The organism is Pseudomonas sp. DF5 (assembly GCF_058148225.1).
In genome coordinates, this window is the sequence record NZ_JBYVYM010000001.1 from 292,454 (window position 1) to 319,413 (window position 26,960).

At 51.3% G+C, this 26,960-nt stretch carries 28 protein-coding genes and 6 pseudogenes; 30 read left to right on the forward strand and 4 right to left on the reverse strand.

The window, feature by feature from the left end; genetic code table 11:
• The first annotated feature begins 9 nt into the window (after window positions 1-9).
• The 3 genes and pseudogenes from AC30D7_RS01385 (at window position 10) to AC30D7_RS01395 (ending at window position 2,998) form a co-directional block, all read left to right on the forward strand.
• Window positions 10-483: an SMI1/KNR4 family protein gene (locus tag AC30D7_RS01385; protein ID WP_489839193.1), complete on the forward strand. Its 474-nt coding sequence runs from the start codon at window positions 10-12 to the stop codon at window positions 481-483.
• Between the two features lie 207 nt (window positions 484-690).
• Window positions 691-1,953, forward strand: a pseudogene (locus tag AC30D7_RS01390) (RHS repeat-associated core domain-containing protein); the annotation flags it as partial.
• Between the two features lie 382 nt (window positions 1,954-2,335).
• On the forward strand, window positions 2,336-2,998 hold the full coding sequence (locus tag AC30D7_RS01395) for a hypothetical protein (protein ID WP_477748449.1): 663 nt from the start codon (window positions 2,336-2,338) through the stop codon (window positions 2,996-2,998).
• 50 nt (window positions 2,999-3,048) lie between these two features.
• Here AC30D7_RS01395 and AC30D7_RS01400 read toward each other — a convergent pair whose 3' ends face one another.
• Window positions 3,049-3,411 (reverse strand): hypothetical protein, encoded by a 363-nt coding sequence (locus AC30D7_RS01400; RefSeq protein WP_490132746.1) that lies wholly within the window; start codon window positions 3,409-3,411, stop codon window positions 3,049-3,051.
• Between AC30D7_RS01400 and AC30D7_RS01405 the strand changes: the two are divergent.
• The 27 genes and pseudogenes from AC30D7_RS01405 to AC30D7_RS01535 form a co-directional block, all read left to right on the forward strand.
• Window positions 3,346-4,401, forward strand: a pseudogene (locus tag AC30D7_RS01405) (RHS repeat-associated core domain-containing protein); the annotation flags it as partial. The gene AC30D7_RS01400 and the pseudogene AC30D7_RS01405 overlap by 66 nt on opposite strands.
• Before the next feature lie 310 nt (window positions 4,402-4,711).
• Window positions 4,712-5,188 carry a hypothetical protein gene (locus AC30D7_RS01410; RefSeq protein WP_490132747.1) on the forward strand — a complete coding sequence of 159 codons (477 nt, stop codon included), beginning with the start codon at window positions 4,712-4,714 and terminating at the stop codon, window positions 5,186-5,188.
• 290 nt (window positions 5,189-5,478) lie between these two features.
• Window positions 5,479-6,090 (forward strand): Imm43 family immunity protein, encoded by a 612-nt coding sequence (locus AC30D7_RS01415; RefSeq protein ID WP_490132748.1) that lies wholly within the window; start codon window positions 5,479-5,481, stop codon window positions 6,088-6,090.
• Between the two features lie 85 nt (window positions 6,091-6,175).
• Window positions 6,176-6,544, forward strand: coding sequence for an SMI1/KNR4 family protein (locus AC30D7_RS01420; protein ID WP_490132749.1), 369 nt, complete (start codon window positions 6,176-6,178; stop codon window positions 6,542-6,544).
• 801 nt (window positions 6,545-7,345) lie between these two features.
• Window positions 7,346-8,215, forward strand: a pseudogene (locus tag AC30D7_RS01425) (RHS repeat-associated core domain-containing protein); the annotation flags it as partial.
• A 5-nt stretch (window positions 8,216-8,220) separates the two neighbouring features.
• A complete protein-coding gene (locus tag AC30D7_RS01430; protein WP_490132750.1) occupies window positions 8,221-8,850 on the forward strand; it encodes a hypothetical protein in 630 nt (209 codons plus the stop codon).
• A gap of 80 nt (window positions 8,851-8,930) precedes the next feature.
• Window positions 8,931-9,212 (forward strand): SMI1/KNR4 family protein, encoded by a 282-nt coding sequence (locus AC30D7_RS01435; RefSeq protein ID WP_490132751.1) that lies wholly within the window; start codon window positions 8,931-8,933, stop codon window positions 9,210-9,212.
• 221 nt (window positions 9,213-9,433) lie between these two features.
• On the forward strand, window positions 9,434-10,021 hold the full coding sequence (locus AC30D7_RS01440) for a hypothetical protein (protein WP_490132752.1): 588 nt from the start codon (window positions 9,434-9,436) through the stop codon (window positions 10,019-10,021).
• Between the two features lie 694 nt (window positions 10,022-10,715).
• Window positions 10,716-11,985 (forward strand): annotated as a pseudogene (locus AC30D7_RS01445) (RHS repeat domain-containing protein); the annotation flags it as partial.
• A 405-nt stretch (window positions 11,986-12,390) separates the two neighbouring features.
• Window positions 12,391-13,002, forward strand: a complete 612-nt coding sequence (locus AC30D7_RS01450) for an Imm43 family immunity protein (RefSeq protein ID WP_054594734.1) — start codon at window positions 12,391-12,393, stop codon at window positions 13,000-13,002.
• Window positions 13,003-13,097: 95 nt separating this feature from the next.
• Complete coding sequence (locus AC30D7_RS01455) at window positions 13,098-13,265, forward strand: hypothetical protein (protein WP_490132753.1); 168 nt, start codon at window positions 13,098-13,100, stop codon at window positions 13,263-13,265.
• Window positions 13,266-13,282: 17 nt separating this feature from the next.
• Window positions 13,283-14,440 carry an ankyrin repeat domain-containing protein gene (locus AC30D7_RS01460; protein ID WP_490132754.1) on the forward strand — a complete coding sequence of 386 codons (1,158 nt, stop codon included), beginning with the start codon at window positions 13,283-13,285 and terminating at the stop codon, window positions 14,438-14,440.
• Between the two features lie 352 nt (window positions 14,441-14,792).
• On the forward strand, window positions 14,793-15,200 hold the full coding sequence (locus tag AC30D7_RS01465; RefSeq protein WP_490132755.1) for an SMI1/KNR4 family protein: 408 nt from the start codon (window positions 14,793-14,795) through the stop codon (window positions 15,198-15,200).
• Window positions 15,201-15,368: 168 nt separating this feature from the next.
• Window positions 15,369-15,980 carry an imm11 family protein gene (locus tag AC30D7_RS01470; protein ID WP_490132756.1) on the forward strand — a complete coding sequence of 204 codons (612 nt, stop codon included), beginning with the start codon at window positions 15,369-15,371 and terminating at the stop codon, window positions 15,978-15,980.
• Between the two features lie 99 nt (window positions 15,981-16,079).
• The gene (locus AC30D7_RS01475) at window positions 16,080-16,394 is read left to right on the forward strand and encodes an SMI1/KNR4 family protein (RefSeq protein WP_490132757.1); all 315 of its coding nucleotides are present in this window, start codon (window positions 16,080-16,082) and stop codon (window positions 16,392-16,394) included.
• A 327-nt stretch (window positions 16,395-16,721) separates the two neighbouring features.
• Window positions 16,722-17,591, forward strand: coding sequence for a tetratricopeptide repeat protein (locus tag AC30D7_RS01480; protein WP_490132758.1), 870 nt, complete (start codon window positions 16,722-16,724; stop codon window positions 17,589-17,591).
• A 44-nt stretch (window positions 17,592-17,635) separates the two neighbouring features.
• Window positions 17,636-18,195, forward strand: a pseudogene (locus tag AC30D7_RS01485) (RHS repeat-associated core domain-containing protein); the annotation flags it as partial.
• A 378-nt stretch (window positions 18,196-18,573) separates the two neighbouring features.
• Window positions 18,574-19,197, forward strand: a complete 624-nt coding sequence (locus AC30D7_RS01490; RefSeq protein WP_490132759.1) for a hypothetical protein — start codon at window positions 18,574-18,576, stop codon at window positions 19,195-19,197.
• 283 nt (window positions 19,198-19,480) lie between these two features.
• A complete protein-coding gene (locus tag AC30D7_RS01495; RefSeq protein ID WP_490132760.1) occupies window positions 19,481-19,999 on the forward strand; it encodes a hypothetical protein in 519 nt (172 codons plus the stop codon).
• Window positions 20,000-20,131: 132 nt separating this feature from the next.
• Window positions 20,132-21,142 (forward strand): hypothetical protein, encoded by a 1,011-nt coding sequence (locus AC30D7_RS01500; RefSeq protein WP_490132761.1) that lies wholly within the window; start codon window positions 20,132-20,134, stop codon window positions 21,140-21,142.
• A gap of 63 nt (window positions 21,143-21,205) precedes the next feature.
• Complete coding sequence (locus AC30D7_RS01505) at window positions 21,206-21,805, forward strand: hypothetical protein (protein ID WP_490132762.1); 600 nt, start codon at window positions 21,206-21,208, stop codon at window positions 21,803-21,805.
• Window positions 21,806-21,846: 41 nt separating this feature from the next.
• A complete protein-coding gene (locus AC30D7_RS01510; protein ID WP_019651906.1) occupies window positions 21,847-22,128 on the forward strand; it encodes a hypothetical protein in 282 nt (93 codons plus the stop codon).
• Window positions 22,129-22,131: 3 nt separating this feature from the next.
• A pseudogene (locus AC30D7_RS01515) lies at window positions 22,132-22,218 on the forward strand (RHS repeat-associated core domain-containing protein); the annotation flags it as partial.
• A gap of 39 nt (window positions 22,219-22,257) precedes the next feature.
• On the forward strand, window positions 22,258-22,599 hold the full coding sequence (locus AC30D7_RS01520; RefSeq protein ID WP_490132763.1) for an HNH endonuclease: 342 nt from the start codon (window positions 22,258-22,260) through the stop codon (window positions 22,597-22,599).
• 9 nt (window positions 22,600-22,608) lie between these two features.
• The gene (locus AC30D7_RS01525) at window positions 22,609-22,914 is read left to right on the forward strand and encodes a DUF7716 domain-containing protein (protein WP_490132764.1); all 306 of its coding nucleotides are present in this window, start codon (window positions 22,609-22,611) and stop codon (window positions 22,912-22,914) included.
• Between the two features lie 495 nt (window positions 22,915-23,409).
• On the forward strand, window positions 23,410-24,021 hold the full coding sequence (locus AC30D7_RS01530; RefSeq protein WP_105342416.1) for an imm11 family protein: 612 nt from the start codon (window positions 23,410-23,412) through the stop codon (window positions 24,019-24,021).
• Window positions 24,022-24,601: 580 nt separating this feature from the next.
• On the forward strand, window positions 24,602-24,997 hold the full coding sequence (locus AC30D7_RS01535) for a DUF6124 family protein (protein WP_490132765.1): 396 nt from the start codon (window positions 24,602-24,604) through the stop codon (window positions 24,995-24,997).
• Between the two features lie 88 nt (window positions 24,998-25,085).
• Here AC30D7_RS01535 and AC30D7_RS01540 read toward each other — a convergent pair whose 3' ends face one another.
• The 3 genes from AC30D7_RS01540 to AC30D7_RS01550 all read right to left on the reverse strand — a co-directional run bounded on the left by AC30D7_RS01540 (window position 25,086) and on the right by AC30D7_RS01550 (window position 26,888).
• Window positions 25,086-25,361, reverse strand: a complete 276-nt coding sequence (locus AC30D7_RS01540) for an HU family DNA-binding protein (RefSeq protein ID WP_003213368.1) — start codon at window positions 25,359-25,361, stop codon at window positions 25,086-25,088.
• A 192-nt stretch (window positions 25,362-25,553) separates the two neighbouring features.
• Window positions 25,554-26,702: an NAD(P)/FAD-dependent oxidoreductase gene (locus tag AC30D7_RS01545; RefSeq protein WP_007934519.1), complete on the reverse strand. Its 1,149-nt coding sequence runs from the start codon at window positions 26,700-26,702 to the stop codon at window positions 25,554-25,556.
• Window positions 26,703-26,720: 18 nt separating this feature from the next.
• Window positions 26,721-26,888 (reverse strand): rubredoxin, encoded by a 168-nt coding sequence (locus AC30D7_RS01550; RefSeq protein WP_007896465.1) that lies wholly within the window; start codon window positions 26,886-26,888, stop codon window positions 26,721-26,723.
• Window positions 26,889-26,960: the final 72 nt, after the last annotated feature.

Sequence of the window (26,960 nt, forward strand, 5' to 3'; positions counted from 1 at the left end):
GAGATTTCAATGCTTGAAAACAAATTCTCAGATTACGAAAAGGCCATTACCCCAGCGAATCTGGACCAGCTGGAGTCCGTCATCGGCAAGAAGCTACCGGCTCCCTTTCGAAACCATTACCTCAAGTACAACGGCGGCATACCGGAACGAGCTTATTGGGTCAGCGAAGACTTTTTCGACCCCATCGAAGTCGCCTCTTTCAGGCCGATTACCTATGGTGAACCCACGCTGCTGTCCACCTATCAGTTGATGCTGAAGAAACAAGTTCTTCCTGCACATCTCCTTCCTTTCGCAGACGACCTGGGCGGCAATTTCTTTTGCTTGAACCTTGATTCGGGAGCCATCAGTTATTTCACGACTGACACGTTTGATAGTGACCTTAGCCCGGAAGAGAACCAGGCTGAATCCGAGAAGCCTATTTGCTCGAACTTCCTCCGTTTCGTTCAAGGACTGATCGATGAGGATGATGTGGACGAGGAATAAATGAGCGAACGCCACAGGGCTTGCTTCGAAACGCAAATCCTGTGGCGAGGGAGCTTGCTCCCGCTGGGCGGCGAAGCCGCCCCAAAACAGGCTGACGCATTCTCCAGATAAACCGCATCAGCCGGCTTACGACGGCTGCGCCCCCGAGCGGGAGCAAGCTCCCTCCCACGGATCGCCTACACCTCAAAAGCAGGCATGTAACCCGCCTTCACCGACCTGCAAGGCAACGCCCAGCCCCTGAGCTTCGCCTACGATGCCACCGGCCAGTTGCTCGCCGAAAACAGCGCCGCCGGCAGCCTGCACCACCACTACGACGAACTCGGCAATCTGATCCAGACCCAACTGCCCGACGGCCGCTGGCTCAATCGCCTGTACTACGGCAGCGGCCACCTGCACCAGATCAACCTCGACGGCCAGGTCATCAGCGACTTCGAACGCGACCGCCTGCACCGCGAAGTGCTGCGCACCCAGGGCCAGATCAGCACCCGCAGCGAATATGACCGTAGCGGCCGCTTACGCTCACGCCAACGCCGACACACCAGCCAGCCATCGCTGATGCCGGCGGCCGTGCAAAAGCACTTCGAGTACGACCCCGCTGACAACCTGATCGGCAAACTCGACCAGCAACCCGCCGCGCAACACCGCCAACTGCTGCACTACGATGCCACCGGCCGCATCATCGCCAGCCAGGACAGCCTGCACGGCCAGCGCGAAACCTTCGCCTACGACGCCGCCGCCAACCTGCTGGACGGCCCACAACCCGGCGCCGGGCTGGTGGTGCACAACAAACTGCTGACCTATCAGGACAAGCGTTATCGCTATGACGCGTTTGGCCGGATGATCGAAAAACGCAGCGCTAAAAGGGGCCTGCAGCGCTTCGGTTACGACGCCGAGAGTCGCTTGATTGAAGTGCGCAGCCAGAAAGGCGAGCGGGAAACGGTCGTGAAAATGACCTATGACCCACTGGGCCGACGCATCGCTAAAACCGAACATGACAGTCACGGCTATCCCTTGGGAGAAACTCGTTTCGACTGGGAAGGCTTACACCTGTTGCAAGAGCATCGGCATAGCCAGACCAGCCTGTATATCTATGAAGAAGATAGCTATGCGCCGCTGGCTCGCGTTGATGGGACAGGCGAACACCAGAGCGTGCGGTATTACCACAACGACCTGAATGGGCTGCCGGAACAACTGACCGAAGTCGACGGGCATACGGTGTGGCAGACACGGTATCAGGTGTGGGGTAACACAGTTGAAGAGGTGCGTGAACCGTACTTCATCGAAGAGCAGAATTTGCGGTTCCAAGGACAGTATCTGGATCGGGAGATCGGGCTGCACTACAACACGTTTCGGTTTTATGATCCGGATGTGGGGCGGTTTACTACGCCGGATCCGATTGGGCTCGCGGGGGGATACAATCTCTACCAGTACGCTCCCAACTCCACCGGGTGGATTGACCCACTTGGACTGCTAAAAGAAGGTGAGGTGGCCGGTTACGGTGCCAAAGCCCACAAGAATGATGGGCTGGAAGCACACGAGATTGTTCGTAATAAGTTTCTGGAAGAGAAAGGTATTGCAAAGGGCCGGCGCTATAAAGGTAACCCTTCCATTGCGCTATCGCCCGAACATCACGACATGGTGCATGCCGAGGAAAATCGTTTGCGCCGTGCTCGCGGGCTGGGACCTAATCAAATGCTCAAGCGCGGGAAGCTGGAAATTCGCCTCATGTCCCAAGCTATTCACAACTCATTGGTCAGAACCGGCATCATCACCCAACAACAGGCACGAACAGCAAGGCGTTTTTCCACATCATTCGCCAAAAGAAAAGGCTGCTTCTAAAGGATCACGGACTATGGGCATCAATCAAATCATCCTCTCCGAAAAAGACCATAACCTTGGACAAATAGGCGGGGGCGCTCGACTCACCGATATTGATCTGTGGCCAAAGGATCCAACCAAGGGTCATTTGATGCTACCAGTGCTTATGATGACATCGGATTTCCTCAGCACTTCTTTTATACCGTCGGGTATGGCTCTGACAGTATTCGTTTCCGTGGAGCGTGAAGGCGATACGTACAAACGGTCATCGTTACGCCAATTGACTGTCCACCAACAGAGCGAGATGGAAAAGCTGGCACAGGGACATAGTAAAGTTCTGCTTCATACGCTGGCGCCTTTCGAGCTTATGCCACCGACCCTGGAAGATCCGATTCCGCGAAGCTACATTGCCCAGCAACCCCTCACGGACGAACAAATGACCGAAGAGCTGGAGGATCCGGACTGCGGCGCCAGTATCAGCAAAATATTAGGTCGCCCTGGCTGGTTGCAAGATCCGTTGTATGAAAGCCCTCGCTATTATTTTCTAGCCCAGATATTGGACGCCGATATCGCAAAAATCAGTTCTCGCCACGAAGGATTGTTCGGCGGTGGCATCGGCTACGTTTTTGCCGACAACCGGGCGAAAAAGATGAAGGAAGGCGACGAAGCTGGATATTTCCTCGTTCAATTTACCTGAGTTGTGCTCGTCATCGATCTCACCAGCGCCGTCTTTTTCAAAGGTATCGATCAGCCGGTTACGACGGCTGCGCCGCCGATAGGGAGCAAACTTGCTACGATCAGCGAGGCAACTGCATCGCCGAAACCGATCCGCAGGGCCACATCACCCGCTACCGCTACGACACCCAAGGCCAGGTCGTCGAGATCATCGACGCCACCGGCAAAAGCAAAAGACTGCGCTGGAACCCGTTCGGCCAACTGGTCGAACACATCGATTGTTCGGGTTATCCGACGCGGTTCAACTACGACAACCGGGGCTATCTGCAAACAATCACCGATGCCCTCGGCGAACGCACCCAATTCAGTTACGACGCCCAGGTCATCAGCGACTTCGAACGCGACCGCCTGCACCGCGAAGTGCTGCGCACCCAAGGCCAGATCAGCACTCGTAGCGAATACGACCGCAGCGGGCGTTTACGCTCACGCCAACGCCGACACACCAGCCAGCCATCGCTGATGCCGGCAGCGGTGCAGAAACATTTCGAGTACGACCCCGCCGACAACCTGATCGGCAAACTCGACCAGCAACCCGTCACGCAACACCGCCAACTGCTGCACTACGACGCCACCGGCCGCATCATCGCCAGCCAGGACAGCCTGCACGGCCAGCGCGAAACCTTCGCCTACGACGCCGCCGCCAACCTGCTGGACGGCCCACAACCCGGCGCCGGGCTGGTGGTGCACAACAAACTGCTGACCTATCAAGACAAGCGTTATCGCTACGACGCCTTTGGCCGGATGATCGAAAAACGCAGCGCTCAACGAGGCCTGCAGCGCTTCGCCTACGACGCCGAAAGCCGGTTGATTGAAGTGCGCAATGAAAACGGCAGCGTGGTCAGAATGACCTACGACCCACTGGGCCGGCGCATCGAAAAAACCGTACACGACACCAACGGCTACCCTCTCGGCGAAACCCGCTTCACCTGGGACGGCCTGCGCCTGTTGCAGGAACATCGCCATCAACAGACCAGCCTCTACCTCTACGAAGACGAAGGTTACGAGCCCCTGGCCCGGGTTGATGGCACCGGCCCGCTGCAAAAAATCCGCTACTACCACAACGACCTCAACGGCCTGCCGGAACAACTCACCGAAGCGGACGGCCACAACGTCTGGCAGGCGAGTTATCGGGTGTGGGGCAACACGTTAGAAGAGGTGCGCGAGCCGTACTACATCGAAGAACAGAACCTGCGGTTTCAGGGGCAGTACCTGGACCGGGAGACGGGGCTGCATTTCAATACGTTCAGGTTTTATGATCCGGATGTGGGGCGGTTTACTACGCCGGATCCTGTTGGTTTAGAGGGTGGGTTCAATCTTTATCAGTATTCGCCGAACCCGTTTACCTGGATTGACCCTTGGGGTCTGAAAACCTGTTACCACAAAAGAACAAAAAGCGAGATTAAGAAGCTACGAGCAAACTTTGATAAAAAAGGCGGCGCCAAACAGAAATTTTTGAAAAAAATGTCCAAAGATCCCAAGTCACTCCAACGCTATGGTCAGGCTGGCGTGGACAGAATGAAGAAAGGCCTGGTTCCTGATGGCTTTGATGTACATCATAAAAAGCCGATTTTCAGGGGAGGCAACAATCGTCAAAGTAATCTTGTTCTCATGGACAAGGCCTACCATAAAGCCAATAGCAAGGCTCTACATTGGTATCCTGAAGGGGAAAATCCATATGGACTCAATTAAAAATACACAGTGCCAAGTCTGCAAGGAAACCTTTGAACTGAATGCGCAGCAGCAAAGCTTCGTCTTGCCACTAATCGAAAAGGGTCAACGCTTCATAATGATAGAGTGCCCCTGCTGCGGCTCCTCTACGCAATACGTCAAGACTACGGATAGTGCTCAGAATCAGAATCAAGACGTAAATTATCGATGCCCTGTTACTCAATGCGCAGGATGGGTAGATTTGATTGACACCCATTCGCCGCCATTCTGGGGATGCGGTGAATGCGGCAGCGTTTGGTATGAAGAGAGTAATTTCCAAAAAGAAATTACCGAAATTGTCGCCCGTCATCCTTACAGAGCAGGTAGCTATGAGAAAGTTAATGGCAAATGGCTGCCTGCCACCTTAAGTTCAGAGCCTGCAAATTACGAAGAACTCGTCCAGAAAGAACCGCCTGATGAAAACGATGAGTTGGTACGAGGCTGATTGACTAATCGATTGTCGTAAAAGAGTAGAACCTGAGGTTTCGGAGGCAGTACCTGGCCGGGAGACGGGGCTGCCTTTCAATACGTGATCCGGATGTGGGGTGATTTACAAAGCCGGATCCGATTGGGTTGATGGGAGGATTAAACCTCTATCAATATGGAATAACCGATGGGTGGCCCCATGGGGTTGGGGGTGGGGTTGTGTCCAGTTCAAACTTCGCAAGAAGACCGTTTCAGGAAGAATACGAACCAAATCCAGTACCGGTCGTACTTCGCTGACAAGAGGCTTTCATGTTCTATACCCTTGCATTCAAGAAAGACAAAAACTGCCCCACCTTCATTGATGGCGTCATTCATGAGTCGTTCAGCCCTGGCGCCTATGACGATGCGATGGATGCCGACTGGCACGACGCGGGCCCCGACGAAGCTCTCGCTCCCCTCCCGAAAAAGCTGGTGCTGATTACCAAGGACAAGCGCTATGACTTTGACTTTTGCACTGCCTTTGAGGGGCATATTGTCAGTGAGCGCTTCCTGAAAGTCTTCCAGACCCTCAAGACTTCCCGATGGGAGATCGCAGAACTGGAGATTGTCAACCCAAAAGGCATTTCGGTCGCACAGCGCCAATATTTTTTCATGCGCCAGCAACGAATAGACAAGGAGCCTGTGGACGTGATCGATCAGACACAGTCGAAGATTAATTTTCGAGCGAGCGGCGAAATCAAAAATATCATCAGCCTGACAATCAAAGAAAATGTCAGCATCGATTTTTTTAGTATCGATGAAATAACTTTACTTGGATTCGTATTTCTTTCGCCTCACGCCGCCACTGTGCTTAAAGAACTAGATCTGGTAGGTGCAGAAGTGGTCGATACGGAGAAGGTCGGCTCAATAGATAGAGCCTAGGTTTCACTCAGCATGCAGGTGATTACCCTTTTCAAGATCCAACTAACCGAAACCAAACCAATCGATTTACTCAAGGGCGGCTGAATTGATCCCTTATAAAAAAGTGGATCAGAACGGTGAGGATCCATTAACGCTGAGATTAATGATGCTCGAAAACACATTTTCGAATGACGAGGCGGCCATTACGCCAGCGGATCTGGATCACCTGGAATGCGCCATTGGTAAGAAGCTACCGACGCCCTTTAAAAACCATTATCTCAAGTACAACGGAGGTGTACCGGAGCGGACCTATTGGGTCAGCGAAGATTTTGACGAGCCACTGGAAGTGGCTGCATTCAAGCCAATTACCGGTGGCGACTCCACGCTGCTGTCCACCTACCAGGTGATGCTAAAAAACTTCCTGCACACCTTCTGCCTTTCGCGAACGACTGGGGTGGCAACTTCTTTTGCCTGAATCTTGATACGGAGGATGTTAGTTATTTCACGGCTGATAGCTTTGATAGCGACCTAAGCCCTGAAGAGAATCAGGCCCAATCCGAGAAGTTCGTCTGCTCGAATTTCCTCCGGTTTGTTCAAGGGCTAATCGATGAGGAAGACTTGGAATGAATGATTCAAAACATATCCTTGGACGGTAATTTGTCGAACGACCGTTCAAACCTTTGTATGGGAAACTGCAATAGAAATCCTAGAGTAGGCTATTAGAAATCTGACGCCACTTACAGCGATCAAGTATTAAGCAGGACGTCTACCATAAATGCAGAACTATCATATGAAAGACTTAGCCAATGAAAATCCCAAACTGGCAGACAAGTTAATGGCTATCATGGCCTCGGGCAATGAGCTCGATGAGCAAAACAAAAAAATGAAGCCCGGGCCTTGTACCAAAAAGCATGGGACTTGCTTCCTGAGCCAAAACTTGAATGGACACCTTTGTCGTCATGGGTCACAGGTTCTTTTTTCAACCTGCACTTCGACAACGGTGACTTCGAGGCCGCCTGGATGGCCGAGAGTCAGATATCGATACAGGTCCGTTGATCAACTTGGGAATGGTCTACTTTGAACTGGAAGATTATTCACAGGCTTATAAATACTTTGACGATGCTTATAGCTTCGGTAAGGCGCGAGCCTTTCAAGAAAGACCAAAAAAATATCTGAAATTCTATTTAGAGAAAAAAGCCTGAGCAAGGCCGGGGACTCTAGGACCAATGCGTCGGAGAAACCGAGCAGGATGCCGATCGAGGTTTATGGATGAAAAAGCAACGGCTACCCCCTCGGCGAAACCCGCTTCACCTGGGACGGCCTGCGCCTGTTGCAGGAACATCGCCATCAACAGACCAGCCTCTACCTCTACGAAGACGAAGGTTACGAACCCCTGGCCCGCGTCGACGGCACCGGCCCGCTGCAAAAAATCCGCTACTACCACAACGACCTGAACGGCCTGCCGGAACAGCTCACCGAGGCGGACGGCCACAACGTCTGGCAGGCGAGTTATCGGGTGTGGGGCAACACGTTAGAAGAGGTGCGCGAGCCGTATTACATTGAAGAGCAGAACCTGCGGTTTCAGGGGCAGTACCTGGACCGGGAGACGGGGCTGCATTTCAATACGTTCAGGTTTTATGATCCGGATGTGGGGCGGTTTACGACGCCGGATCCGATTGGGTTGATGGGGGGATTGAACCTCTATCAATATGCGCCAAACCCTCTGACGTGGATGGACCCATGGGGATGGGCATGCAAAAGCGCAGTCAGTGGCAATAAAGGCCGAACCAAGGCGATTCATGACCTTAAGCGGAATGGGTTTAAGGTCGTCGCAGAAGAAGTCACTATGAAGGTCAATGGGAAACGTATCCGGGCTGACTTCGTAGCCAAAGACCGAAACGGAAAGCTGCATGTATTTGAAGTGAAGCACGGCACCGGGAAGTTGACCCCCAACCAAACCGACTCCAATGTCTTCGACATGACTAAGCCGGCCAACACCACACAACATCTGGGAGGGGGGACGATAAAACCTTCAGCCGGCACGCAGGGTACATTCAAGGTTGATACCATAGGGAAGCCGGGGGTGCCGCTGGGTGGGAAAGGCGCACAGCACAATGCAACCTTCAATCTTTTAATCTACAAGTGAACATAATGAGCATAGAAATTCGTAAAAGTTTGGAAGCGGAATTACTGGCGGCGCTAAAGAAGACAACGTCATCCCACTTGGACCTGAAAGCAAGCAAAAACAAACTTGGCCTACTTATCTCCAAGGAAAAGCTTGGGGAAATTTACATACAACACTTGACCAAGGCCGATGGCTACTATGCGGGCCTGGAGGTTTATACATGCGAGGCATTTAGTTTCTGCACAAACCAATCACCGCCCTATCAGAGCCGACTATTGAACTCATCTTTTTTGTCGAAAAGTTCATTATCGGAAGAAACAAAACAGTTTGGTGACGAGCTGGGCGGCATCATTAGAACTCCAGCGCCTGATGAAATAAACGAAACAGTACAAAAAATAAACGAACGACTGACAAAATTTTACCTGTCAAAGGCAGAAAACTGCATCCTTGGCACTCCCTCATTAATTGACGACGTATTGGCAGAACCTGACAACTATGCGCACCCCTTTCTAACCGCATTATTTGCAGCGCAGAAAAATGACCTGAGCCTGGACTCAGACGTCTTCAAAAAAGTCCTTGCAACCAAATCAATATTCGGAAACAAACAATTTGATTTGGCTTTGGCAAATAAAATTCTGAGGACAGATAACAAGTAGCCCCCAAGGAACTATTCACCAAGATCGACAGTACCTGTTGGTCCTAAGTAAGGTGAAAAAGCTGCTGGTGGAGATTAACGATGCTTGAAAATACATTCTCAAATGACGAAGCGGCCATTACGCCAACGGATCTGGATCACCTGGAATCCGCCATTGGCAAGAAGCTACCGACGCCCTTTAGAAACCATTACCTCAAGTACAACGGTGGCGTACCGGAGCGGACCTATTGGGTCAGCGAAGATTTTGACGAGCCACTGGAAGTGGCTGCATTCAAGCCAATTCCCGGTGGCGACTCCTCGCTGCTATCCACCTACCAGTTGATGCTAAAAAAACAGGTACTTCCTGCACGACTGGGGTGGTAACTTCTTTTGCCTGAATCTTGATACGGAGGCCGTTAGTTACTTCACCACTGACAGCTTTGATAGTGGCCTAAGCCCTGAAGAAAATCAGGCTGAATCCGAAAAGCTGGTCTGCTCGAATTTCCTTCGGTTTGTTCAAGGGCTGATTAATGAAGAGGATGTATACGAGGAGTAAGCGAAACAACGGGGCTCAGTTTTGAGCGTCCGCATCTGGAGTGAGCCCCATGGCCAAGCGCATAACCTGGAAGGAAGGCGATTTAGTCAGCCTCAAACTGCGAGACGATTTATATACCGTAGGCCAGATGATCAAGAATTCCGTCATGCGTTTTTACGACGTGAAGAGCGTTAATGGCATCTGGAGCGATCTCGTGCTGGACGACAGCAAAATTCTGTTCAGCGGTTTTGTAGGGAAGGTCGTTACCCAACGACTTGCCGTCGAAAAACTACAGCCTGCGACTCCACTGGTCCTGTCAGACCACGAACGTTACTGGTTACGACCGCACGTTAACTTTGAGGGCGACTTCCCCTTTCGCGGTGCCGACCTGATCGATACCGGCAAAGACTGCGCTATCGATTACAGCTTGGCACCCGTGCGTCAAAACGAGCTGAAGCTTTCAAAAAATCGCGATGCTATTGAACAGTATGAGCTTACCAACATGTGGGGGGACGAAGACTTGAGCGACAGATTGTGCCGCTATTTCGATACTGGACTTAACCGTGACGATTTGAAATTTGAAGTATTTCCGGGGCTGTGGACGGATCGTGAGAGTCTGCGACCTTTAACCCGACGTTTACCTGTACCACTAAGATAAATAGCATGCAGCGTTTAATGCACAGCATGTGGTAACAGCTGTGAAGGTGCTCGATCAACCGACTTAGAAGAAAACCTCGAACGGTTCTTTGATTATTTTTATGGTTAGTCTTCTGGTTCTGGATCTGACCCGACCAATGAGCGCAAAAGCTGGAACAGCTGGAACAGCTGGAACAGCTGGAACAGCTGGAACAGCTGGAACAGCTGGAAGACGATTACCCCAGCGATGCCGATTGGCAAGTGCTTGTGCGGTTATACGAAGAGGACTATCTCGACGACAATGCCCGCACCCTGGCGAAACAACTGGATGGCAACCTCGATATGGCCGTCATCCTCTATGGTAAAAGAGGACTTAAGGAAGGGTTGTGGTGGATCGAACAGCAGGTACCGGCCTTGGATGACATACGGCCGGCCGATTGCTGCAAGGATCCGAAGCTGATCAAACGCCTGAGGACTGCGCTGATGCGCATGCCGTAATCGACAAGGAGAATGGTGCAATGGAAGGCATCGAACGACTCAACAAGCGCAACGATTGCGCGGCGGCCAGACGCTTGCGCCGGATAAACATCCCGCATGTCTGACGCACTCTGGGCCGCCCGGCTGGGCGATGCACTCAGCCACACCTCGATGATGGCCGACATTCTTGGCGGCGTGCTGGAGGTGGCGGCCAACATCGCGATCACCGCGGTGGTGGCGGCAACGGCCTGGCCGTCGTCCCCGAGTCGCCCCCCGCTCCCATCGTTCACCGACTGGAACGCGACGCCGTCGGCCGGCTGATCGCCAAAGTCACCGACGATGGCCGCACCGACTACACCTACGACCCACTGGACCAGCTCACCGCCGTCACCTTCACCGACCACCAGGGCAACGCACAAACCCTGAGCTTCGCCTACGACGCCACCGGCCAGTTGCTCGCCGAACACAGCGCGGCTGGCAGCCTGCACTACCACTACGACGAACTCGGCAACCTGATCCAGACCCAACTGCCCGACGGCCGCTGGCTCAATCGCCTGTACTACGGCAGCGGGCGCTTACGCTCACGCCAACGCCGACACAGCAGTCAGCCATCGCTGATGCCGGCAGCGGTACAAAAGCACTTCGAGTACGACCCCGCCGACAACCTGATCGGCAAACTCGACCAGCAACCCGCCACGCAACACCGCCAACTGCTGCACTACGACGCCACCGGCCGTATCATTGCCAGCCAGGACAGCCTGCACGGCCAGCGCGAAACCTTCGCCTACGACGCCGCCGCCAACCTGCTGGACGGCCCACAACCCGGTGCCGGGCTGATGGTGCACAACAAACTGCTGACCTACCAGGACAAGCGTTATCGCTACGACGCCTTTGGCCGGATGATCGAAAAACGCAGTGCTAAACGGGGCCTGCAACGCTTCGGTTACGATGCCGAAAGCCGGTTGATTGAAGTGCGCAATGAAAACGGCAGCGTGGTCAGGATGACCTACGACCCGTTGGGTCGACGCATCGAAAAAACCGAGCACGACACCAACGGCTACCCGCTCGGTGAAACCCGCTTCACCTGGGACGGCCTACGTCTGTTGCAGGAACATCGCCATCAGCAGACCAGCCTCTACCTCTACGAAGACGAAGGTTACGAACCCCTGGCCCGTGTCGACGGCACCGGCCCGCTGCAAAAAGTCCGTTATTACCACAACGACCTGAACGGCCTGCCGGAACAGCTCACCGAGACGGACGGCCACAACGTCTGGCAGGCGAGTTATCGGGTGTGGGGCAACACGTTAGAAGAGGTGCGCGAGCCGTATTACATTGAGGAGCAGAACCTGCGGTTTCAGGGGCAGTACCTGGACCGGGAGACGGCTGCACTTCAATACGTTGAGGTTCTATGATCCGGATATGGGGCGGTTTACGACGCCAGATCCGATTGAGTTGGCGGGTGGCCTGAACCTCTATGGTTATGGACCCAACCCCATTGGCTGGACAGACGTGAGGCTGGAGCCCCAGGTCTGTCCTCGATACATCTCTGGGAGGCGTCGTTGGTGACAACATGCAAGCCCAACATGTCACCCCAGTAGCGGTATGGAAGAGGCATGACAAATTCATGAACTCCATTGGTCTGGGCGGTACACGGGACACAGCCCCCAACGGCCTGCTGATGCCAGATAGCCAAGGCCGCGGCCATTGGCAGACCGGTTTACCACAATGGTTCACACAAGGACTATTCGGACCTGGCGGACAGAAAACTGGGCAGGATCAAAGCACGCTATAACGCAAAACTTATTACCAAGGCACAGGTTTCATCACTACAAAGCAGCCTTCGCAAGAAGACTGTTTCAGGAAGAATACGAACCAAATCCAGTACCGGTCGTACTTCGCTGACAAGAGGCTTTCATGTTCTATACCCTTGCATTCAAGAAAGACAAAAACTGCCCCACCTTCATTGATGGCGTCATTCATGAGTCGTTCAGCCCTGGCGCCTATGACGATGCGATGGATGCCGACTGGCACGACGCGGGCCCCGACGAAGCTCTCGCTCCCCTCCCGAAAAAGCTGGTGCTGATTACCAAGGACAAGCGCTATGACTTTGACTTTTGCACAGCCTTTGAGGGGCATATTGTCAGTGAGCGTTTCCTGAAAGTCTTCCAGACCCTCAAGACTTCCCGATGGGAGATCGCAGAACTGGAGATCGTCAACCCGAAGGGTGTTTCGGTCGCACAGCGCCAATATTTTTTCATGCGCCAGCAACGAATAGACAAGGAGCCTGTGGACGTGATCGATCAGACACAGTCGAAGATTAATTTTCGAGCGAGCAGCGAAATCAAAAACATCATCAGTCTGACAATCAAAGAAAATATCAGCACAGATTTTTTTAGTATCGATGAAATTACTTTACTTGGATTCGTATTTTTTTCGCCTCACGCCGCCACTGCACTTAAAGAACTAAATCTGGTAGGTGCAGAAGTGCTCGATACGGAGAAGTTCGGCTCAATTCATAGAGCCTAGGTTCCACTCAGTATGCAGGTGATTACCCTTTTCAAGACCCGGCTAACCGGAACCGAACCAATCGATTTACTCTAGGGTGACTGAATTGATCCTCTATGAAAAAGTGGATCAGAACGGTGACGGATCTATTAACGCTGAGATTAATGATGATCGAAAACACATTTTCGAATAACGAGGCGACCATCAGTCCGGCAGATCTGAAAGCGGACGTCAGCGGGCTGGCCAGTGTCCAAAACGCATTGAAAAAATGGGTACTCAAATAACAAAAGGCATTGTTTAAATGAACAACCCTGAAGAAATTTATGAAAAGAACATCAAAATTTTATTAACCATTCACACCGACATCGCATCGGGAAATGCAGCCTCACTGAAAAAGCACCTAGAGAAAAATTCCGTTCTATTGCACCTGCCTATGTATGGCCTTGATGGGCATGAAACCCTGCTGCACATGGCTGCCGAGCAGGGGCAAACCGAAATTTGCCGCTTGTTGGTGTCTTTAGGTATTGCGCTGGACCAGCCTGCCGTCAGTTGCGGAAATAGCACGCCACTTGCCGCAGCCGCTGGCAATGGACATCTACAAACATGCCAATGGTTTCTTGAGGCCGGTGCTTTGGTGGATGGGTGGCCTAACAGCATAACCACCCCGCTGATTGACGCGATTACCTTTGGGCATCAGGACGTCGTCAATCTTCTTATAGAACACCATGCCAACATCAATCGACTGCACACCAGGCTGAATACCGCGCCATTGGACATCGCCAATACCTGGGGATTTACAGAGATTGCGTCCACCTTAAAAAAATCGGGGGCGGTCAGTATCATGGACACTGTTGAAAGCCGGCCTGAGGAATTTGGTAGTTCTATAGTCACTTTCGTGCACAACACCGCTGGCTGGGTTCTACCCGCGCAACTGAGTCCCGTCACTAATGAAGAGGGTCTGGAGCTGCGTATTAGCTGTATTGATGGCAAAAACAAGTTCAAGTTATTCTTCACCATCGGGCTTTTTGCCAAAAGTCCTCATACCGAATTATTCGTATGCTTGCCTGGTGACTGGCCTCTTACGCAGCAAGGTTTTACCCCCCACAGTCCTTGGGTTTTTCCGGTTGAGTTGCTGTCTCTGCTCGCTCGCCACGCGTTCGATGATGGCCCCTTATCAGAAGGTTTCTTGATTCGTCGTTCCGATGCCAGGTATGCCAACCTGGCCTGGCCAGACGAAGTGGATGCTTTCGTGGCCGTGGATAAAGCCTGGGATACTAAAACTGAAAAAGAGACGATCCCCGACGATGAAAAGGTGATGCTCTATGTTTTGGCACCTGTCAAATTTACGAAAAAAGGCGAACCCGACGCAGCAGCATTGCGTGCTCTGACACAACGCAAACGTACAGCCAGTTGGGCGAGTGTGGTCATTCCGGCTCCGGATCCAGCGATAATGCAGTAGAAAGGTGGAGCGGCAAAGCACCAGCCAAGTCCCTATTGGACGATCCTTGGGCCGGAGAAAAAGACCAGAGACTGGTAGAGGGACTTCGTTAGAAGTTCATCTCTGCGGCCAACAAAAATGGGCACCTGATCTAGTCGGTGTGCCCATGTTTCCAGCTCGCACTCATAATGTTCTCTCGCCATCCGGTCAGTCGAATCCATCGCTTCTTTACCTACAACGCTATGCCGTTCATCAAGCAAAACGCTCACAGTGGTATAAGCCACAATAGCGGCGTAGCCCAATACAAGGCTGCTACAGGCAAGGCCTATACTCACCCAGCTCGTTTCAAGAGCAAAACAAAAGGAGCGCTCAAATGCGGTTGACCCTCGAAGAGTCCGAACACGCCCTCTCCGTGCAGGACCTGAATGAATTCGAAAAAAAATTCAGCGTGCCATTACCAACAGCCTTTAAAGAGTTTTACCTAAGGAATAATGGCGGCTATTCACCTGAGAGCAAAAGCGACAACGAGTTTTTGGTGGGTGGCTTCACACCAATCAAACACGGAGAAGTATCCATTGAAGTTGTTCATCATGATTTAACTGATGACATTTCGTCGTTGAAAAAAATGATCCCCTTTGCCTACGATCAAGGCGGAAACTCTTTCCTTCTGTCAGTCAAGGATGATGACTATGGAAACATCTACCTTTTTTTGATGGATGAAAAAGAGTTGGCATTTGTATGCAGCTCATTTGAAGAATTCATTGCCGAACTCACAGACTGAATAAACAATACGAGGATCGTTTACCTGCCGCAGTGGTCGCTTACACGACAATGCCGAACACACCAGCCAACCCTCGATGACGCCGGCTACCGTGCAAAAGCATTTCGAGTACGACCTCGCCGCCAACCTGCTGACGGCCGGTGCTTATCACGACTAGGAAAATCAAACATGATTTTAAGTTGGAAAACCCCTACTTATTACAGCGAACAACTGATCGGCTCGTATGACACCGAAAGCGGTTCTTATGAAACCACCGGTTCGAATTTTGACTACCTGTCATTGTTGGCGGGAAAACCCTATCCATTGAATATGGACAAGCCAAAGGTCTATTTTCCGTGCAAGAAAAAAAAGCTGTTTGCGTATGACTGCCTATGGCTACTTGGGGGAGTCCCGCTAGTCACTGAGCGACTTGCAGATTTTCTCACTCATCAGTCTGCTCAGGACATTCAGCTTATTCAGCCTGCTGTCGTCATTGCAGACGGGGAAGAGCTCAACGAAGCCTTTTTCATAGTGAATGCGATCAATACCGTCAACGCGATAGATCAAGGGCAATCTGTCGCTGAACGGGACGATGATGGATCGACCATCTATTTCACTAAAACCTGGTTCCTGGACAATGCTGCGGGAATGCGCGGGATCGCTCGTGAGCCGGAGTCGGGAGACCTTTTGATCTCTCAGGAATTGGCCGATGCCATGATCGAGAAAAAATTCAGAAATAACAAAGGCTTGGGTTTTTATAACGCCAACCGGGCGTTTGTCCCTTATAAAAATCAGGCCTAGGTTTCTGGCTTCCATGATGGCGGACATTTTTGGCGGCGTGCTGGAGGTGGCGGTCAACTTCGCGACTAACAAATTAATTCAGCCACACGAGATGAAGTCATGCTTGAAAACACATTCTCATATGACGAAGCGGCCATTACCCCAGCAGACCTGGATTATCTGGAGTCAGCTATCGGAAAGAAACTACCGCCCCACCTTCAAAACCATTACCTCAAGTACAACGGCGGTATACCGGAACGGACATATTGGCTCAGCGAAGATTTTGACGAGCCGCTGGAAGTGGCCGGCTTCAAGCTGATTGCCCATGGCACCCCCTCGCTGCTGTCGACCTATCAATCCATGCTGAAGAAACAGGTTGTTTCTGCACACCTTCTACCTTTCGCGAACGACTGGGGCGGCAATTTTTTTGCCTGAATCTTGATTCGGGGTCTATCAGTTATTTCACGATAGATAGCTTTGACAATGATCTTAGCCCCGAAGAGAATCAGGCCCGATCTGAAAAGCATGTCTGCTCGAATTTCATCCGGTTTGTTCAAGGACTGATTAATGAAGAGGATGTAGATGAAGAGTAAGCGCGTGAATCAACGACCATAAGGATATCTCTACCGTTGACTACAAAGAAACGGGGCTTAAAAATGGCGTTCTGTCCAAAGCGAATGAACCCAAGGCCAAAGGCATTGGCTCCAGGTTATTAGGTCCAGTGGGTAACTCACTGCCAAGCTCGACGAGATAGAGATTCTGATGAGCAAATATTTATCGACACTTGAAATCGACTCTCCTACGGAACGCCTCCAGACTCACAGCATTCGAGAGGCAGCCGTACTCTACGTTTACCTTCTTGCTACTAAGTGCAAGCTACCTGCTGGCGGCATTTCCAAAATAATTCTTCAGCAAGCTCCAGTCGAAGCGGAGAAAACGCTTCTGGATGTTTGCACCTACTCTCATCCATTCAAACACCTCGATAAGCTACCTGCGGACGCTACGGACAGCGCCATTCGCCAGTCGTTAATCGAGGACATTAACGAAGCGCTTTTGTCACTGGCGGCGCTCAAAGGGTGGGATACCGACCCGATACATAAGCTCCAAGCTGAAATCATCAAACGTGACTATCGGTTCTCAGGTACCTCGGGACGCTCACTAAAAAACCCGTCCAAAACGCTCACTGCAACGGCTGCTTGGCGCACGGATCAATACATCAACATCGGCGTCCTGATGCAGGGTTCAAAAAACACGCCTGAAGCATTTTTCACTGTCACGCGAATCAGCGTCGCGCTGGGTCTTTTTGAGTCGTTGCTGGGGCCTGTTGAATGGGTGAACGATCAAACCGTTCGGCTATTCCAGGTAAACAAACGCGATTATTGGGAGATTGATACCACATCCCAAACGGTGGAATTTCACTTTCCCCGAGCCGAATCCGGTGATGCCCACGGTCAATATGACTTGGCGAAAATGTACCTTGATGGATGGATAGTCGAGCAGGACTTTGAACGAGCCAGGCAGTGGCTGGAACGTTCAGCCGCTCAAGGTTTTTCCCGCGCAGTAAAGCTTTTGCAGCGAATGAATGATGGCGATGAAAACCTTGCCGATCCGGTGATGAACAGCAAGAAATAAACCAGCGAACACTGCTTCAAGCGCCCTCTGCTGCTCCTGATCGGATTGAAGTGTGCAACGAAAACGGCAGCGTGGTCAGGATGACCTACGACCCGCTGGGCCGACGCATCAAAAAAACCGAGCACGACACCAACGGCTACCCCCTCGGCGAAACCCGCTTCACCTGGGACGGCCTGCGCCTGTTGCAGGAACATCGCCATCAACAGACCAGCCTCTACCTCTACGAAGACGAAGGTTACGAACCCCTGGCCCGTGTCGACGGCACCGGCCCGCTGCAAAAAGTCCGTTATTACCACAACGACCTGAACGGCCTGCCGGAACAGCTCACCGAGACGGACGGCCACAACGTCTGGCAGGCGAGTTATCGGGTGTGGGGCAACACGTTAGAAGAGGTGCGCGAGCCGTATTACATTGAGGAGCAGAACCTGCGATTTCAGGGGCAGTACTTGGACCGGGAGACGGGGCTGCATTTCAATACGTTCAGGTTTTATGATCCGGATGTGGGGCGGTTTACTACGCCGGATCCGATTGGGTTGGCGGGGGAATCAATCTTTATCAATATTCACCTAACCCATTCACTTGGATAGACGCTCTGGGCCTAAGTTGCTCGAGCGATGCTAAAGTTCTTGGAAGCCGTTTGGGTAAAGCGCCAAATTCGAACTATCGAGCTCACCATATAGTAATGTCCAATTCGAAGGATGTGCGTATACGCTGGTTGAGAAGACGTATGGACAGACTTGGCATTGACATAAATCAGAAAAAAATAGTATATGGCTGCCTGTAAAACCACAGTCCCGTTTACCAAATACAACAGCAACCGCTCATGCCGGGGAAGGAGTACATGGCAATGCGTATAAACAACACGTATGGGAAACCCTAAAAGGGGCGAACACAAAATCTGGATTCGAGTCGGGTTTAAATAAACTCAACTTGGAGCTCAACGGTGGAAAGGTTTTCCCATTAGCAAAGTAGGAGATACCCCATGAAGGACTTTTTATATGCACGACTCAATGAATATAAGGATAAATATTCAGAGCTTATATCGTCTATGGAGAAAAACTACAAAACGACAATCTGGGGCATGGGGATCATGCCTTCCTATTCGCCGCCCCCCTATATGTCGGAGCTCCAGGGATGTAAGCCTGGACGTTTTTTAAAAAAAAATTCCGAGCCAGCCAAAAACAGGCAATGTTATTTCTTAAATAAAGATAACAAAATAATAGGCGAGTTAAAATTTGCAAAATACGTAACAATTAAAAAGCAATGGATTGTTTATAGAAAGTTTTTTTTGCATGAGGCCGATCAAATCCTTGAGCTTACATTCGGCAGTGAGCTAAACGGCAACCAAGAGGCCAACCTTGACTCGGTTTCCCTGATTAAGTTTCTGAATGACAAAGCTACAGGGCATTACTGCTTGAACAACACGGGAGAATACTTCGAAACCCTTTATAAATACAACGCCGATAAAATCACTTCGATTACTGAAAAAATATGGCGAAGCACCTTCACGGAAAGGTCTTATGAGATCAATCACGCAGATGATTCCCTAACCATTTTTGAAATACTTACGGACAATAGCAAACTGAAAATTTATCCTGAGGAATGATTGATAAAATCAATCTCTTGACGAGCAAGTGTTTACCCACACTTGAAGACTCAGAGCATTCGAGAGGCGGTCGTACTCTAGGGTTATTTATTACCATCCAAGATGGCGGCTCCATCCAGCCCAACATTCACGGAAACGATTACTGGAAAGTGTACAAAGCCAATAGATCTGGAGAAGATATTGTATTGGGTAGAATTGGACATGGCGGGTTCAAAAATTACGATCTAATAAAAGACTCTCCGGTCTATGTTAATGGCACGTTAATGAACGGTGGAACTTGAATATGATTGACTTTACAGCAGATATCAATTCCAAGCACTCCGCAGCAGACATACTATTAGGGGAAAACATTTCCAACTATATCGATGAGCTATATAAAAAACACAACATAAAAATAAAAAACTATAATCTACCGGACGGGGAAACGAGGGTGGCCTATGTGGTAAACGACACGATCACCATAGCAACCCTTTCTGACGGCGCTATATTCTCAATTGGCTGCAATGTACATTACAAAGGACTTTACAGAGGTATGCTTTCTACAGGGATGTCTTTTGGCCAAGTAAAAAAACTTACAAAGCGTCAACGAATCTTTAATGGTTCAATAATTCTCGATGATGATTTCGGATTTTCCTATGTATTACCAGCCCCTTATGACGAGATAGCCGATAGCATTGAGGATATACCTCTAGATTTGATTTTAAATGAAATATATATTTCTGATTTCTCCTCTTGGCTTAGTTCGCATCAACCGAACCAGCATGAAAAACAATTATCGGTTGGAAAAACTGAAAAAGTTTGAATTAGGCCCGGCGGCGTCGTCGTAGTATTCGTAGCGCCCGCCCTGCAGGTCGGTGGCGCTGAGCAATTGGCGTTCGTTCGTGTCGAGAAAAAAGGCCCGAACGGAAAGTGGAAGACATGCGGATAGCGTTAAATGGACATATTCAATCTCCTTTCATACAAGCTTGAGAGTTTCCTGAACATCCGTCCATATCCGAAAGAGCTGGGCGTTGTTTTTTACCAAGAAGACGAGCCTTCACTGCTCTCTGTCGCCGCCAGAAAACACAACGGTTCGACCTTCTATGTGAGCCGCTGGCACGATTTGTTCTCCATAAGCGCCTTCGAAAAATCCATGTCAAAAAACGGCTTCACGGAACCGGACTGCTATGCCCTTCTCTTGATCCTGTCCCGCTTTGGCTATCTACTTGACATCGACAACCGTCAACGAACCAATAAAGACTATTTTATTTTCTTCTTTCTGATCCAGTTGATCAGTTTGAAAAACAGTTCTCTCGACTCGGATGCACAGCTCAGGAACTATATACTCAGATTCCTGCTTTTCGAATTGAGCATTGACGACGAAGCGTATCGTCGGTTCAGCATCAAGGATAATCAGCTGGTAATGGCTACCGACACCCGGGGGCCTGTAGCTTTTTTGGATGTTATCAACCTGGTTTACAAAGCGATAAAATTTGATAGCAGAAAAGAACATGTATTGCTAAGCACGTTGAAAAACTATCAAACAAGCCTCGTCACATTATTGACCGAACCCGACGACACAAATTACCGTTTCAGGCTAAATGATCGCCATAGCGAATTCATGTATCCCGATGTATTTTTGCAGGCATACGTTAAAGACAAGAGACGGATACTTAATGTTTTAATCGACACAATCACCCCCCTTCAGTCTACGGAAAATCTGTTTGTCTCAAATATTATTTTGATGAACTATTCCTTTTACATCCTGAAAAATAAGCCTCGCGAAATTCTAAAGCTTAAAAAACACGTCAATGATGAGGCACTGTTCAGAAAGCTGCTGGAAGCAATAATCACTCGTCGAATGGCAATCAATAAATCATCATTCGATAAAGCATCTATAGACCAGGATCTGTCCTCGATAAAAGACAATTCAACCTCGTTCTACAATATTTTGTACAGCCTATAGACGCTTTCACAAACGAGAGAGCCGCGCTGATGCGCATGCTGTAACCCACAGGGAAGAACGAACATGAGCGCGTTAGAAAAGGCACTAATAGAGCTGCGCCGCATCCACAAAAAGTTTCAGTTAGAGGGCAGCTTCGAAAAGAATGGCCAAGTCAACGCCACATGGCCGCAAACGCTTGAACGCTCTGTCGAAACTGACTTTTTCTATGACAACTACGAGCCTGTGGGTGTAGAGATAGAGACAGGTTTGACTCCGATACGTTTTTTTGATCTGAACACCCTTGAAGATGACCAAGTGGGCTACAAGTGGGATGGCAATTCAAACAAGTCGCAGTTCAACCCACGCTGGCCAGCCAGTTTTGTAGTATTCATGGATGATATCGGAGGTGGTAAACCTGTCATCGCTGTTACCGACATTGAGGGTACACCTGTATTTGCCAGCTATGACGTGGCTTTGCCTTTCAAAATTGCCGACTCATTGGCTGATTTCTTTTTCGCTCTTGCAAAATTGATTGAGGTTGTCCACGGAAAATTCGAAATATTTGAGATCTATAACGACGATGACGAGCTTTCCAGCAAGTTCGTGAAATTACTCACAAAGGAAGTCAGCCCCCTGCTTGGGAAAGAAAATTTCGAACTATTTTTTAATTATTTTTATGGTTAATCTTCAGGTCATGGATCTGACCCGGCCAATGAGTGCAGAAGATGGAACAACTGGAAGACGAATACCCCGGCGATTCCGATTGGAATATGCTTGTGCGGTTATACGAAGAGGACTATCTCGACGACGACGCCCGCTCCCTAGCGAAACAACTGGATGGCAACCTCGATATGGCGGTCATTCTCTACGGAAAAAGAGGGCTCAAGGAAGGTTTGTGGTGGGTCGAACAGCAGGTGCCGGCCTTGGATAACATGCGGCCGGCCGATTGCCTCAAGGATCCGAAGCTGATCAAACGCCTGAGGACTGCGCTAATGCGCATGCCGTAACCAACAAGGAATCCGATTGGGTTGGCGGGAGGGCTGAACTTTTACAGTTATGCCCCAAACCCCCTGACCTGGATAGATCCGCTTGGGCTATACAATGGTGAAGGATCTCGCGACCTAGGGAAATATCATGTGTTCCATGAGCACTCACTGAACGCGTCCGAATACAAAATGACTGACACAGAGCACTTTAGCCGCGCAAATGAATCTGTTTACAAACGAATGCAAACAGATCCGGACTTTAAACGTCAAATGCAGACTAAATACCCTGGCGCTGTAGAGCATGTGCAGCCACGGTCGAATGGGACGTTCAGAGGAACATCCCCAGCCAATTTGACTTGGCATCATGGAAACAAACCAGGCTCATTACAGCTAGCCGACTTCAATGATCATAAAACGTATCATAAAATCTACCACCCTGATGGTAAAGGCGGTCGAAATAAATGGGGCGGCGGTACGAAATGTCGAAAATAAGGAGTACTTATGATAACCATTAATGGCTTTGACGAGCTTCTGCAAAAATGTAATGACCTACCCAATGTCGGCTGGTTATATGTGGATACTGATTTTGATTTGGAGTCAAAAAACGACATCCTAAATAAAAAATATTACCTTGCAGAAAATGACGACAAAGAAATGGAGTTCGATGACAAATACGGAACATTCCTTGAGTCTCCAATACTCAAAGCGATCATTGAAAATAAAACAGAACATCATCCGAACTCCAGCAAAGAAGAACTACTGAAAGCAGTTACTTATTATTTGGAAAACGATGACTTTCTAGACTAGATTGGAAAAGGAGCCGGGAGAGCCAAACAACTTCCGGCTCTACTTTTTAGCGAAAACCATAACATGCATGTTTGGATAAAAAACGGGAATAAGTTTTTCTACCGAGAGACCTGACTGCACTACAACACGTTCCGGCTTTATGATCCGGATATGGGGCTCCCAACTCCACCAGGTGGATTGACCCACTTGGGCTGCTAAAAGAAGGTGAGGTGGCCGGTTACGGTGCCAAAGCCCACAAGAACGCGACCGCCTGCACCGCGAAGTGCTGCGCACCCAAGGCCAGATCAGCACTCGTAGCGAATACGACCGCAGCGGGCGTTTACGCTCACGCCAACGCCGACACACCAGCCAGCCATCGCTGATGCCGGCAGCGGCCCAATACCGCAAAGCGTTGGATAACATAGTGTCCAACGAGCGCAAATTACTCCGCTCAGGTGAAAGGCAATTGAATAAAAATGCACGCCCTGACGCTCATTACAATTAGGAGATCCAGAAATGATCTTAAGCTGGAAAGCCCCTATCTATTACAACGATAAATTGATCGGTTCATACGATGCGGAGCGCGGCTCCTATGAAACGGCAGGATCGAACTTTGACTATCTGTCACTCCTGACAGGTGAGCCTTACCCTGTCGACATGGATAAACCCAAAATATTTTTTCCATGCAAAAAGAAAAAATTGCTGACTTACGACTGCTTATGGCTATTAGGCGACATTCCTTTGGTGAGCCAGCGGTTAGCGGATTTCCTCGTACAGAACGCCGGTCACTCTATTGAGCTCTTGCCACCCACAAGTATTGCTGCGGACGGGGAGCAAGTGAGCGAAGTCTATTACGTTGTCAATGCTGCCCAGGCGATAAGTGCGGTTGATCACAGCAAGTCGGTAGCAGAGCTCTCTGACAATGGCTCAATACTCTACTTCAATGAAATTTGGCTTCATGATAACGCCGCGGAAATGGGCGCAATTGCACGCGAGCGTGACTCGGGAGATCTTTTGATTTCCCAAGAGTTGGCTGATGCCATGATCGAACAGAAATTCAAAAGCGACAAAGGGCTAGGCTTCTACACCGCCGAGCGCTCATTCACCCCCTATAAAAACCAAGCGTGATCTACTAGTGGAAGGCATTCGTTAAAAGCGTCAATCAACGCCTACAAAAAATGGGCACCCGACCCAGTCGGCGTGCCCATTTTTCCAGCTCGCACTCATCATGTTCCCTCGCCATCCGGTCAGTCGCCAAATCAACAAGGAAGTACTAATGCTTTCTACCTGGCGATTACGTAGGCAACCCCAATCCTGATCAAAAATGGTTTTCCAATCGGTCCCACGCCAATGCCTGACAGTGCTTGTTTAAAAGCCTTGTAGGTAACGTCGTGAAAGCTACAACACCTTGCGTCGTTGCCTACGGCTACGCCAGAATCCGCCGGCTTGTGCGCTTTGGGGTCGGTCGGTAACTTGATTCGTGTCACTGATCGTCAGTGGTCGGGTTTAGTCGCCCGCTGGTAATTGAAGTTGTACAAGCGTCCGTCAGACAGGTACTTGCTACCTGCATTTTGATGGTGGCTGTGCGTAGGGCACCTTTGGGTGCGCCGGCTTCTTCAATTCCCCGGTCCGACTAACCTGCGTACAGCCGCCACCCCTTCGTTTAGTCGGCGAAGGGGTGTCAGCATCACTCATGGAATTGAAGATCATGTTCAAAGTTACACCTAACCCACCGGACACCGATCCGGTCTCCCCATACGAAAGCCCCGATTCAAAAAAACTCAACGACGCCGCCGAACCCGCCCTCGACCACCACTTCCCGCCAGCCGAACCAAAGCCACCGAAACGCAAAGGCCAGCTCTTCAGCGTCTGCCCGGGCATCAACACTGAAGCCCTCCTCGCCAATGCCTCGGAAGATATCTTGTCCATCAGCGCCATCGCCGCCGACCTCGCCGACGACGTGGACGGTTCACGCCGCTCCGTAGCCCTGGCGCTCAGCCGCATGGCCGACGGGGTGCATTTGTTGGTAGAGCGCGCGCTGGATCACCTGAATGAGCCGGAAATAGCAGCGATTCTCGCAAGGAAACAAAGCCGAGTCGGCTGATCCGCCAGACAGAAAAAATGGGCACCCAACCTCGTTGGCGTGCCCATTTTTTATCCCGCTCGCCCGCTGTGCGGGAAGTCGGTGCGTGTTACGGATTAACGCTGTCTTTCAACGACTTGCCTGGCTTGAACGCAACAGTGTTGCTGGCCTTGATCTTCACCGGCTCACCGGTTTGCGGGTTTTTGCCGGTGCGGGCACCGCGATGGCGTTGCAGGAAGGTGCCGAAGCCCACCAGCGTGACGCTATCCTTGCGATGCAGAGCGCCGGTGATTTCTTCGAGAACGGCGTTGAGAACGCGATTGGCCTGTTCTTTGGTGAGATCTGCTTTTTCCGCGATGGCAGCGGCGAGTTCTGGTTTACGCATGAGTGAAGCCCCTTTGACGGTTTTTTGTTGTTATGTCCGTGCTGTTCTCGTTGGAACAGCGCCCAAGGCGCCGCAGGTGCTCTACTCTGCGGCAGACGGGAATGAGGATGGCATGCGCGCAAGAGTGGCGCCAGTCTCCCCGCGACCTTTGTGGGGGCAAAAACGGGGTGATTCCGACAGAACGACCGGCATTTACGCCAACAGGGCCGGAAGTTCTTTGTTCAGGGCGAGTTTTTCCATCACCGCCGCGCCGGTCAGGGCATAGCCCAGCAATTTGCCGGCGCTGTCGCGGCACAGCACCTTGATGTCCGCGCCCTGCCCTTCGACCGTCCAGACGCCCTCCGCGCCCCGTGGCGGCGGCGAAACCACCAATGGGCAGACCGGGGTTTTCACGGTGATCGGCATCGGGCCGTAACTCACCGCCGTAGGGTTTCCGGCGAGGGTCTGGGCCAGCGCTCTCGCACAGCTCATGAGGGGCATGACGTACAACAGATTCAGCCCATCGACCTCGGCGCAATCGCCCAGGGCGTAGATGTTGGCGTGAGAGGTTTTCAGGTGACGGTCAACCACCACGCCACGATTGACCTGCACCCCGGCAGCGGCCGCCAGGTCGATGCGCGGACGCAGACCGATGGCTGACACCACTACGTCGCAAGGGATGACCTGGCCGTCAGACAGATGCGCTTCCAGGCCGTCCGCCACTCGCTGCAAGCGATTGAGCACCGGCCCGAGGTGGAAGCGCGCGCCCAGGCTTTCCAGGCCGGCCTGGACCGCAGCGGCCGCCGCCGGGTGGAGCAAGGTCGGCATGACTTGTTCGCAGGGCGCAACCAGTTGCACTTCGTAGCCACCGAGAATCAGGTCGTTGGCGAATTCGCAGCCAATCAAACCGGCGCCCAGCAGCAGCACCCGACGCTTGCCGGCCGCGGCTGCGCGAAAACGTGCGTAGTCTTCAAGGTCGTTGATCGGGAAAACCGCGTCGGCCGCGTCGCCTTCAATCGGCACCCGCACGGTTTCTGCGCCCCAGGCCAGGATCAGGTCACGGTAGATCACCGATTCTTCGCCGATCCACAGGCGTTTGTGGCCCGGATCGATGCCGCTGATGCGCGTGTGGGTGCGCACTTCGGCTTTCAATTGCTCGGCCATGGCGCCCGGTTCGGCCATGCTCAGGCCATCGGCGTCTTTATTCTTGCCAAAGCCGGTGGAAAGCATCGGCTTGGAGTAGGAGCGTCCGTCATCTGCGGTAATCAACAGCAGCGGGGTTTCGCCATCGAGTTTGCGAAACTCCCGGGCCAGGTTGTAGCCAGCCAGCCCAGTGCCGACGATCACGACAGGTGCGTTCATTCCTAGCTCCTTGGATGCTTAGTTGATTTCAATCATTTCAAAATCCATTTTGCCCACACCGCAGTCCGGGCACAGCCAGTCTTCCGGCACGTCCTGCCACGGTGTGCCCGCCGCAATACCGTCGTCCGGCCAGCCTTCGGCTTCGTTATAGATCAGGCCGCAGACCACACATTGCCACTTTTTCATTCAGGTACTTCCTCGGGATTCAGGCTTTTGCCGGCGCGAACGGTCGATAGATGAAGCGTTGCCGTCCGGCTC

Coding starts and splice junctions, on each gene's coding strand:
- AC30D7_RS01500 (WP_490132761.1), top strand. CDS start 20,132: ATGGACATATTCAATCTCCTTTCATACAAGCTTGAGAGTTTCCTGAAC.
- AC30D7_RS01530 (WP_105342416.1), top strand. CDS start 23,410: ATGATCTTAAGCTGGAAAGCCCCTATCTATTACAACGATAAATTGATC.
- AC30D7_RS01435 (WP_490132751.1), top strand. CDS start 8,931: ATGCTTGAAAATACATTCTCAAATGACGAAGCGGCCATTACGCCAACG.
- AC30D7_RS01415 (WP_490132748.1), top strand. CDS start 5,479: ATGTTCTATACCCTTGCATTCAAGAAAGACAAAAACTGCCCCACCTTC.
- AC30D7_RS01450 (WP_054594734.1), top strand. CDS start 12,391: ATGTTCTATACCCTTGCATTCAAGAAAGACAAAAACTGCCCCACCTTC.
- AC30D7_RS01550 (WP_007896465.1), bottom strand. CDS start 26,888: ATGAAAAAGTGGCAATGTGTGGTCTGCGGCCTGATCTATAACGAAGCC.
- AC30D7_RS01490 (WP_490132759.1), top strand. CDS start 18,574: ATGAAGGACTTTTTATATGCACGACTCAATGAATATAAGGATAAATAT.
- AC30D7_RS01505 (WP_490132762.1), top strand. CDS start 21,206: ATGAGCGCGTTAGAAAAGGCACTAATAGAGCTGCGCCGCATCCACAAA.
- AC30D7_RS01465 (WP_490132755.1), top strand. CDS start 14,793: ATGCGGTTGACCCTCGAAGAGTCCGAACACGCCCTCTCCGTGCAGGAC.
- AC30D7_RS01480 (WP_490132758.1), top strand. CDS start 16,722: ATGAGCAAATATTTATCGACACTTGAAATCGACTCTCCTACGGAACGC.
- AC30D7_RS01535 (WP_490132765.1), top strand. CDS start 24,602: ATGTTCAAAGTTACACCTAACCCACCGGACACCGATCCGGTCTCCCCA.
- AC30D7_RS01495 (WP_490132760.1), top strand. CDS start 19,481: ATGATTGACTTTACAGCAGATATCAATTCCAAGCACTCCGCAGCAGAC.
- AC30D7_RS01455 (WP_490132753.1), top strand. CDS start 13,098: ATGAAAAAGTGGATCAGAACGGTGACGGATCTATTAACGCTGAGATTA.
- AC30D7_RS01475 (WP_490132757.1), top strand. CDS start 16,080: ATGCTTGAAAACACATTCTCATATGACGAAGCGGCCATTACCCCAGCA.
- AC30D7_RS01510 (WP_019651906.1), top strand. CDS start 21,847: ATGGAACAACTGGAAGACGAATACCCCGGCGATTCCGATTGGAATATG.
- AC30D7_RS01385 (WP_489839193.1), top strand. CDS start 10: ATGCTTGAAAACAAATTCTCAGATTACGAAAAGGCCATTACCCCAGCG.
- AC30D7_RS01440 (WP_490132752.1), top strand. CDS start 9,434: ATGGCCAAGCGCATAACCTGGAAGGAAGGCGATTTAGTCAGCCTCAAA.
- AC30D7_RS01430 (WP_490132750.1), top strand. CDS start 8,221: ATGAGCATAGAAATTCGTAAAAGTTTGGAAGCGGAATTACTGGCGGCG.
- AC30D7_RS01460 (WP_490132754.1), top strand. CDS start 13,283: ATGAACAACCCTGAAGAAATTTATGAAAAGAACATCAAAATTTTATTA.
- AC30D7_RS01545 (WP_007934519.1), bottom strand. CDS start 26,702: ATGAACGCACCTGTCGTGATCGTCGGCACTGGGCTGGCTGGCTACAAC.
- AC30D7_RS01410 (WP_490132747.1), top strand. CDS start 4,712: ATGGACTCAATTAAAAATACACAGTGCCAAGTCTGCAAGGAAACCTTT.
- AC30D7_RS01470 (WP_490132756.1), top strand. CDS start 15,369: ATGATTTTAAGTTGGAAAACCCCTACTTATTACAGCGAACAACTGATC.
- AC30D7_RS01395 (WP_477748449.1), top strand. CDS start 2,336: ATGGGCATCAATCAAATCATCCTCTCCGAAAAAGACCATAACCTTGGA.
- AC30D7_RS01540 (WP_003213368.1), bottom strand. CDS start 25,361: ATGCGTAAACCAGAACTCGCCGCTGCCATCGCGGAAAAAGCAGATCTC.
- AC30D7_RS01525 (WP_490132764.1), top strand. CDS start 22,609: ATGATAACCATTAATGGCTTTGACGAGCTTCTGCAAAAATGTAATGAC.